This is a genomic window from Elioraea sp. (assembly GCF_022842375.1).
Classification (GTDB): Bacteria; Pseudomonadota; Alphaproteobacteria; order Acetobacterales; family Acetobacteraceae; genus Elioraea_A.
On record NZ_JALHPR010000060.1, the window covers coordinates 1 to 7,579 of the forward strand.

General features: G+C 70.6%; 8 protein-coding genes. 4 read left to right on the plus strand and 4 right to left on the minus strand.

Annotated features, from left to right (window positions below):
• Positions 1-133 precede the first annotated feature (133 nt).
• The 3 genes from Q0C38_RS22785 to Q0C38_RS22795 form a co-directional block, all read right to left on the minus strand.
• The gene (locus tag Q0C38_RS22785; RefSeq protein ID WP_291299434.1) at positions 134-1,222 is read right to left on the minus strand and encodes a PhoH family protein; all 1,089 of its coding nucleotides are present in this window, start codon (positions 1,220-1,222) and stop codon (positions 134-136) included.
• On the minus strand, positions 1,219-2,769 hold the full coding sequence (gene miaB, locus Q0C38_RS22790; RefSeq protein WP_291299435.1) for a tRNA (N6-isopentenyl adenosine(37)-C2)-methylthiotransferase MiaB: 1,551 nt from the start codon (positions 2,767-2,769) through the stop codon (positions 1,219-1,221). The genes Q0C38_RS22785 and miaB overlap by 4 nt, the downstream gene beginning before the upstream one ends.
• A gap of 166 nt (positions 2,770-2,935) precedes the next feature.
• Positions 2,936-3,952: a 1-acyl-sn-glycerol-3-phosphate acyltransferase gene (locus Q0C38_RS22795; RefSeq protein ID WP_291299436.1), complete on the minus strand. Its 1,017-nt coding sequence runs from the start codon at positions 3,950-3,952 to the stop codon at positions 2,936-2,938.
• A gap of 90 nt (positions 3,953-4,042) precedes the next feature.
• On the opposite strand from Q0C38_RS22795, the gene Q0C38_RS22800 reads away from it, so the two are divergent.
• From Q0C38_RS22800 to Q0C38_RS22815, 4 genes are read left to right on the plus strand one after another with little or no spacing between them, the layout of a single operon-like run.
• Positions 4,043-4,285 (plus strand): type II toxin-antitoxin system Phd/YefM family antitoxin, encoded by a 243-nt coding sequence (locus Q0C38_RS22800; RefSeq protein ID WP_291299437.1) that lies wholly within the window; start codon positions 4,043-4,045, stop codon positions 4,283-4,285.
• A 5-nt stretch (positions 4,286-4,290) separates the two neighbouring features.
• Positions 4,291-4,710, plus strand: a complete 420-nt coding sequence (locus Q0C38_RS22805; RefSeq protein WP_291299440.1) for a type II toxin-antitoxin system VapC family toxin — start codon at positions 4,291-4,293, stop codon at positions 4,708-4,710.
• A 31-nt stretch (positions 4,711-4,741) separates the two neighbouring features.
• A complete protein-coding gene (locus Q0C38_RS22810; protein WP_291299438.1) occupies positions 4,742-6,346 on the plus strand; it encodes a peptide chain release factor 3 in 1,605 nt (534 codons plus the stop codon).
• Positions 6,343-6,594: a hypothetical protein gene (locus Q0C38_RS22815; protein WP_291299439.1), complete on the plus strand. Its 252-nt coding sequence runs from the start codon at positions 6,343-6,345 to the stop codon at positions 6,592-6,594. The genes Q0C38_RS22810 and Q0C38_RS22815 overlap by 4 nt, the downstream gene beginning before the upstream one ends.
• Before the next feature lie 31 nt (positions 6,595-6,625).
• Here the strand turns inward: Q0C38_RS22815 and Q0C38_RS22820 are convergent, their stop codons facing one another.
• Positions 6,626-7,483 (minus strand): GNAT family N-acetyltransferase, encoded by an 858-nt coding sequence (locus Q0C38_RS22820; protein WP_408870063.1) that lies wholly within the window; start codon positions 7,481-7,483, stop codon positions 6,626-6,628.
• Between the last annotated feature and the right edge of the window lie 96 nt (positions 7,484-7,579).

Here is a 7,579-nt window from a genome sequence, read left to right on the forward strand (position 1 = left end):
GGCACGACGCGCGCGCGCCTCGACCCCGCGGACGGCGCCACGCCAGCGCGGTTCGGCCAGTGTGAGCATGAGCCCCGGTCCACGCTGCCCTCCCCCGGGTCCTCCCCCTGGGACAGCGCGGCCGGGGCCGAGACTACTTCCCGGGTCCATCGCTGCCTTGCTGGGGGGCCGGCACGGCCGATGGCGCGCGCTTGCGCGTTTCGCGTTCCGCCACCGCGCGGCGGCCATAAGCCTCGACGATGCGCTGCACGAGCGGGTGGCGCACGACATCCTGTTCCGAGAAGCGAACGACACCGATGCCCGACACACCCTCGAGCGTATCGAGCGCATCGGCGAGGCCCGACCGCGTGCCGGTGGGAAGGTCGACCTGCGTGAGGTCGCCGGTGACGACCATGCGGGCACCTTCGCCGAGCCTGGTGAGCACCATCTTCATCTGCACCGGCGTGGTGTTCTGCGCCTCGTCGAGGATGACGTAGCAATGCGCGAGGGTGCGCCCGCGCATGAAGGCGAGCGGGGCGACCTCGATCTCGCCATTGGCGATGCGGCGGGCCACCTGCTCGGCCGGCAGCATGTCATGCAGCGCGTCATAGAGCGGGCGGAGATAGGGATCGACCTTCTCGCGCAGGTCACCCGGCAGGAAGCCGAGCCGCTCGCCCGCCTCCACGGCGGGCCGGGACAGAACGATGCGCTCGACACGCCCCGTGGCCAGCATCGCGACCGCCTGGGCCACCGCGATGTAGGTTTTCCCCGTGCCCGCTGGCCCAAGTGCGATGACGAGGTCGTGCGCGGCGAGCGCCTCCATGTAGCCGGCCTGTGCCGGCGTGCGCGCGCCGATGGTGCTTTTGCGCGTGCGGATCGAGGGGATGTCGGATAGCGGCAGGCGCGGCTCCTCGCCGAGTGGTTCACCGGCCTGGTCGGCCGCGTGGGTGGTCATGCGGACGGCGGCGTCCACGTCAGGCCCGCCGACGACCTCGCCGCGCTTGAGCCGCCCGTAGAGCGCCTCGATCGCCAGGCGTGCGGCCTGCGCCTGGCGCCCAGGCCCTGCGACGGCCAGTCGGTTGCCGCGGCTCGACAGCTTCACGCCGAGGCGATGTTCGATGCGGGCGAGGTGCCTGTCATGCTCGCCGAACAGCAGCGGCAGCAGCGCGTTGTCGTCGAAGGTGAGGTGGAGCGTCACGTGCTGGTCGGCCGTGCTCCCGGCCGCGGATGTGACGTGGTTCATGCCGCAGAATCTTGAAGCAGCGGCGCCCCGCGCATCGGCGCATCTGGTGGCGCCTCGCGCATGGGCTGCGTCGATGCTGCCGGCGCGGGGTGAAGAAGCGGCGCCTCGCGCATCGACTGCGTCGATGCTGCCGGCGCGGCGTGAACGGGTTCCGCGGCGAGGCTGTTCGTGTGGGCTTCGATGATGCGCAAGGGAACGATCTCTCCAGCCAGGGTTGGTGGAAGCATCGCATGCACGGGCTGAAGCCAGGGGCTGCGCCCTGCCATCTGCCCTGGGTGGCGGCCCGGCTCGAGCACGAGCACGGGAACAACGCGGCCGACGAGGGACGCGTTGAAGGCTGCCTGCTGGTCCCGCAGCAGGGCCTGGAGTTCGAGAAGCCGGCGGGTCTTCACCGCTTCGGGGACGGTGAGGTCGCCCGCGCCGGCCACGTGGCCGCGCGAAGCGCGCACTTCAAGCTCCGCCGCAGGCGTTCCGGGCCGGGCGCTGTAGTTGAAGCTGAAGGCAGACGCAAACGTGACGCGGCGGATCAGCTCCATGGTCGCCGCGAAATCGGCCTCGGTCTCGCCCGGGTGGCCGACGATGAAGTCGGAGCTGAGCGCGAGATCGGGCTGCGCCTCGCGCAACGCATCGATCACGCGGAGGTAGTCGGCGACCGTGTGGCGGCGGTTCATCGCCTTCAGCATCGCATCCGACCCGCTCTGCACCGGCAGGTGCAGGAAGGGCATCAGCGCGGGGATCTCGCGATGCACGGCGATCAATTCAACGTCGCCGTCATGCTCTGCCATGAAGTCGCGCGGGTGGCTCGTGGTGTAGCGGATGCGCGCGAGGCCATCGATCCCGGCGAGCGCGCGGATCAGCCGCGAGAGCCGCCAGGTCGCGCCGTCAGGTCCGTCGCCGTGATAGGCGTTCACGTTCTGGCCGAGCAGCGTGATCTCGCGCGCGCCCTGGGCCACGAGCCGCCGTGCCTCGGCGATCACCGACGCTGCCGGGCGCGAGTATTCCGCCCCGCGCGTGTAGGGAACGACGCAGAACGAGCAGAACTTGTCGCAGCCTTCCTGCACCGTCAGGAAGGCTGTCAAACCCTGGGGAATAGTCGCCTCGGGCAGCTCGTCGAACTTGTCCTCGGGCGGGAACTCGGTGTCGAGCAGCGCGCGCTCACCGGCTTCCGCGCGGCGGACGAGCGCGGGCAGGCGGTGCGTCGCCTGTGGGCCGAGAACGATGTCGACATAGGGCGCGCGTTCGAGGATGGCGGCCCCCTCAGCCTGCGCCACGCAGCCGGCGACGGCGATGATCATCCGCCGCCCTTCCGCCGCCCGCGCCTGCTTCAGCAGCCGCAGCCGGCCGAGTTCGGAGAACACCTTCTCCGACGCCTTCTCGCGGATATGGCAGGTGTTGAGCACCACCATGTCCGCACCCTCGACCTGCCCGGTGCCCGCGTAGCCGAGCGGGGCCAGCACGTCGGCCATCCGCGCGCTGTCATACACGTTCATCTGGCAGCCCCAGGTGCGCACATGCAGGTGCTTCGTTGGGGCGGGGGTGTCTGTCATGCGCTGGGGATGTGGGGGCTCGGGGGGTCGCGCTCGTCCCGCGGATGGCGCTTGGCGGCGCACCGATCGGGGCTCTGGGATGAAGCGTCCTTGCGGACGGGCTCTCTCAACGGCGCGGACCTCTCCTTTCGTTGCTGACAGTCACGCCATAGCGCAGCGTTCCGTGTCAAGCGGCGCGGGGCTCCTGCGCCCCGCCGGGCCGATGAAGAATTGGGGACGGGGGCTGCGCGGGTGGAGCGGGCAGGGGCCGCCCCTGGCGCAGCGCCGCCGCGCCGGCATCGACGGTCGCGTAGGCCGCATCCGTCAGAGCCTTGCGGGAGGGGAAATCCGCAGGCTCCAGCGGGGGGTGGAGCAGCACGGTGGCACCCGAGGAGCGGCGGGAGAGCACCTGCCACGCATGTCCGGCGATCGCCATGTCGCCGTACCAGGCGAAATGCGCCCGGTTCATGTAGCCGACGGGAAGCCCGTCGAGCTTGTCGAACACCAGCGACACGGGCTGGATGATCGGCCCCTCGCCGCGCACCCCGCCCGTCTCGACCATGCCGAGCAGGGCCGAGCGGAAGGGCAGCACGCGGCCGCCATCGCTCGTCGTGCCTTCGGGGAACAGGATGATGCTGTCGCCGGTCGCGAGGCGGGAGGCGAGCGCGTCACGCTCACGCCCCGTCTCGGTGCGCCGGCGTGAGACGAAGATGGTGCGGCCCAGCTTTGCGACGGTGCGGATGAGAGGCCAGGTGCCGACCTCCGCCTTCGAGACGAAGCAGGCCTCGAGCGTGCTGCCGAGCACGAGGATATCGGCCCAGGAGGAGTGGTTGGCGATGAACACGACAGGCCGCGTCGGGTTGGTCGCGGCCGGTTCGCCCGTCCGCGTGACGCGGATGCCGCCGATGCGGCACAAAACAGCGTGATAGGCGCGCGCGATCGCCACCGCCGGGCGGCGGCCGAGGAACCGCATGCTCCAGATGGCGAGTGCCTGGACGGGGATGCACGCGATCGTCCACAGCAGGATGAGCAGGATGCGCCGTGTCGCCCTCACCTGCCGCCATTGTGAGAACGAGCGGGCTTCGGCGAAATCCTTGGCCATCTGCCGTTCAGCCTCCGCCATCCGCTCGCGCCAGTCGGTTCCCGCCGGGGGGCGGACGATGGAGGTGCGGAATTTCCTGACGGCAAGGCGCTTGGGGGCCATGGCGTGCACATGGCGGATCGGGGGGGATGGGGCAAGTGGGCGGGCGCGGCCGAGTTGTGTTAAGCTAGCTCAAGCCAGATGGAGCGCGTCATGAAGGAAGTGGGGGCCTTCGAGGCCAAGAACACGCTGTCCGCCCTGCTCGACCTCGTGGAGAAGGGCGAGGAGGTGCTGATCACGCGCCATGGCAAGCCTGTCGCACGACTGGTGCGGCCCGAGGGCGCGCCTGACCGCACAAAGGCGCTCGCCGCGGTCGAGCGGATCATCGAGGCGCGCAAGGGCGTCACGCTTGGCGGCCTCAAGATCAAGGACCTGATCGAGGAAGGTCGCCGTTGACCTTCGTGCTCGACGGTTCCACCGCCCTGGCCTGGTGCTTCGAGGACGAAGGGACGGACGAGGTCACGGCCGTGATGCGTCGCGCCGCTGCCGAGGGCGCTCTCGTTCCGTCGATCTGGCGTCTCGAAGTCGCCAACGGGCTCATGGTCGGCATGCGGCGGGGAAGGATGAGCGAGGCTACGCGTGGCGTGATGCTCAATGCGTTTGCGGCGATGGACATCGCCGTCGACCCCGAAACCACCGACCGCGCCTGGAGCAGCATTCTCGGGATTGCAGAGCGCCACCGCCTCACGCTCTACGACGCCAGCTACCTCGAGCTTGCCTTCCGGCGAGCGGTGCCGCTTGCCACCCTCGACGCGGCGATGGCCAGGGCAGCGTCGGCCCTTGGCGTTCCGCTGATCCTGCCCCGCACCGCTTCCGCTTGACGCCGCCCCCGCGCGCCGTCACTCCCACGCCATGACCGACACGCTCACCAACGTGCCCCCCCACGCCGCCGAGGCGCTGGCGCGGCGGACCTTCGCCATCATCGCCCACCCCGATGCGGGGAAAACCACGCTCACCGAGCGGCTGCTGCTCGCCGGCGGCGCCATCCGGCTCGCGGGCGAGGTGAAGGCCCGCGGCGAACGCCGCCGCGCGCGGTCGGACTGGATGGAGATCGAGCAGAAGCGCGGCATCTCCGTCACCTCCTCGGTCATGACCTTCGAGCGCGAGGGCATCACCTTCAACCTGCTCGACACGCCCGGCCACCAGGACTTCTCCGAGGACACCTACCGCACGCTGACGGCCGTCGATTCCGCCGTGATGGTGATCGACGCCGCCAAGGGCATCGAGACGCAGACGCGCAAGCTGTTCGAGGTGTGCCGGCTGCGCGACATCCCGATCATCACCTTCATCAACAAGATCGACCGCGAGGGGCGCGACCCCTTCGCGCTGATGGACGAGATCGCCTCGACGCTCGCACTCGACACCGCGCCGATGACCTGGCCGGTCGGCATGGGGCAGCAGTTCCGCGGCGTCTGGGACATCCGCAACAATCGCCTGCTGCTGCCCGGCGCCGACGGCACGGCGGGCTATGCGCGGGCGATCGCTGCCTCCGGCGTCAATGACCCTGCCGTCACCGCCAGCCTGCGCGAGGACGTGCTGGCCGAACTCGCCGAACAGATGGACCTCGTCGCCGCCGCCTGCCCCGCGCCCGATCTCGCGGCCTATCGCGAGGGGCACCTGACGCCCGTCTATTTCGGATCGGCCTTGCGCGATTTCGGCGTGCCGGAGCTTCTCGCGGGCCTCACCGCCCTCGCGCCCCCGCCGCGCGCCCAGCCGGCGGAGCCGCATGCGGTGGCGCCCGAGGAGCCCGAGGCGACGGGGTTCGTGTTCAAGGTGCAGGCGAACATGGACCCGAACCACCGTGACCGCATCGCCTTCCTGCGCCTCTGCTCCGGCCGGTTCCGCCGCGGCATGCGGCTGTCGATCACGCGCACGGGCAAGTCGCTCGCGGTGCAGAACCCGATGTTCTTCTTCGCGCAGAACCGCGAGCTGGCCGAGGAGGCGTTCCCGGGCGACATCATCGGCATCCCGAACCACGGCACGCTGAGGGTGGGCGACACGCTGACCGAGGGCGCGCAGATCCGCTTCACCGGGCTGCCCGATTTCGCGCCCGAGATCCTTCGCCGCGTCGTTCTCGCTGACCCGATGCGGGCGAAGCAGATGCGGAAAGGGCTGGAGGACCTGGCCGAGGAGGGCGTGGTGCAGGTGCTGCGCCCCAAGCTCGGCTCCGACTGGTTCGTCGGCGTGGTGGGCGAGCTTCAGCTCGACGTGCTGAAAAGCCGGATGCAGGCCGAGTATGGCGTGGCCGTGCTGCTCGAGCCCGGCATGGCCGAGGTGGCGCGCTGGGTGTCGGGCGAGAAGGGCGAGCTCGCGAAATTCGTCGAGCGTCACAAGGCCGCGGTGGCCGAGGACCGTGACGGCGCGCCGGTGTTCCTCGCGCCGTCCCGCTGGCAGCTGAACCGTGCGATGGAGGATTGGCCGGCCCTCGCCTTCGCCGCGACGCGAGAGCGGCATTGAGCGGCGCGGGCATCCCGTTCGACTACGGGGACGCCGTGGAGGTCGATGCCGCCGCGCCTGCCGCTCAGCTGCCGGGCAGTGTCGGCGAGATCGTTGGCATCATCGAGGCGGACAGAACCGGCGAGTTCCTCGCGGCGTTTCCGCATGGGCGGGTCTGCGAGGTCGAGATCGGCGATGGGTCTACGTTCATCGTCGAGGAACGGTACCTTCGCCATTGCACCGCAGGCAGCGAGCCGGGACAGCCCTAGGCAAGACCAAGGCGCCTGCCGCGTATGGGCGCTAAGCCGGCTCCGCCGCAGCCCGCCCCTCGGCGTCGACCGCGTCGCGTTCGCGCCGCTCGTAGTGGCGGTAGTACTTGTCGGTCACGAGGTCGGTCTTCACCACGATGCACACATCCGTCGTGTTGAACTGCGCATCGATCACCGCGCCGTCGCCGACGAAGCCGCCGAGGCGGAGATAGCCCTTGATCAGCGGCGGCAGCTCGCCCAGCGCCGCGCGCGCGTTGATCGCCTCCGGCGCCATCCTGTTCATCGGCACATGCAGCCCCGGCAGCGCGCGCGGGCGCAGCGCGGGCGGTGCAAGGTGGTTGTGCCAGAGATAGGAGAGGGGGGCCGCCAGCGCGTCGGGGTCGGTTCCCGGCAGCGAGGCGCAGCCGAACATCAGGTCGATCCGGTGCTTGAACACGTAGGCAGCGATGCCGCGCCAGAGCAGCTGCAGCGTGCCGCGCGTGCGATAGGCCGCATCGACGCAGGACCGACCGAGCTCCAGCACCTGGCCGTCGAAGCCGAGCAGCGGGGCGATGTCGTACTCCGCCGCCGAGTAGAAGCGGCCGACACGTGCCGCCGCCGCGCGCCGCATCAGGCGATAGGTGCCGACGATGGTCTCCGGCCCCTGGCCGCGGGCATGGTCGAGCACCAGCAGATGATCGGCCGCCTCGTCGAAGGTGTCGAAATCCCGTCGCGTGGCCGCCATCGCCGGCGTCGGATGAGCGCCCATCTCGTCGTAGAACACGCGGTAGCGCAGCGCCTGGGCGGCATCACGCTCCCAGCCGGCCTCGGCCAGGCGCACGCCGAGCGTCTGCGCGCGGATCTCGCCGAAGCCCGGGTCGTCGGCGCGCATCGGGGGCTGGTCGCTCATCGGCGGCGTCACGTCCCTTGTCATCGTGTGGTCCGCCGGCGGCAGCCGGTGTGTCAGCCCGCACCGCGCGGTGCCGGGCCGCGGCGGGCGCGGGCG

Bases quoted from the DNA above. Each gene is read 5' to 3' on its own strand.
- Q0C38_RS22785 (WP_291299434.1), bottom strand. From the start codon at position 1,222: ATGAACCACGTCACATCCGCGGCCGGGAGCACGGCCGACCAGCACGTG.
- Q0C38_RS22795 (WP_291299436.1), bottom strand. From the start codon at position 3,952: ATGGCCCCCAAGCGCCTTGCCGTCAGGAAATTCCGCACCTCCATCGTC.
- Q0C38_RS22800 (WP_291299437.1), top strand. From the start codon at position 4,043: ATGAAGGAAGTGGGGGCCTTCGAGGCCAAGAACACGCTGTCCGCCCTG.
- Q0C38_RS22810 (WP_291299438.1), top strand. From the start codon at position 4,742: ATGACCGACACGCTCACCAACGTGCCCCCCCACGCCGCCGAGGCGCTG.
- miaB (WP_291299435.1), bottom strand. From the start codon at position 2,769: ATGACAGACACCCCCGCCCCAACGAAGCACCTGCATGTGCGCACCTGG.
- Q0C38_RS22820 (WP_408870063.1), bottom strand. From the start codon at position 7,483: ATGAGCGACCAGCCCCCGATGCGCGCCGACGACCCGGGCTTCGGCGAG.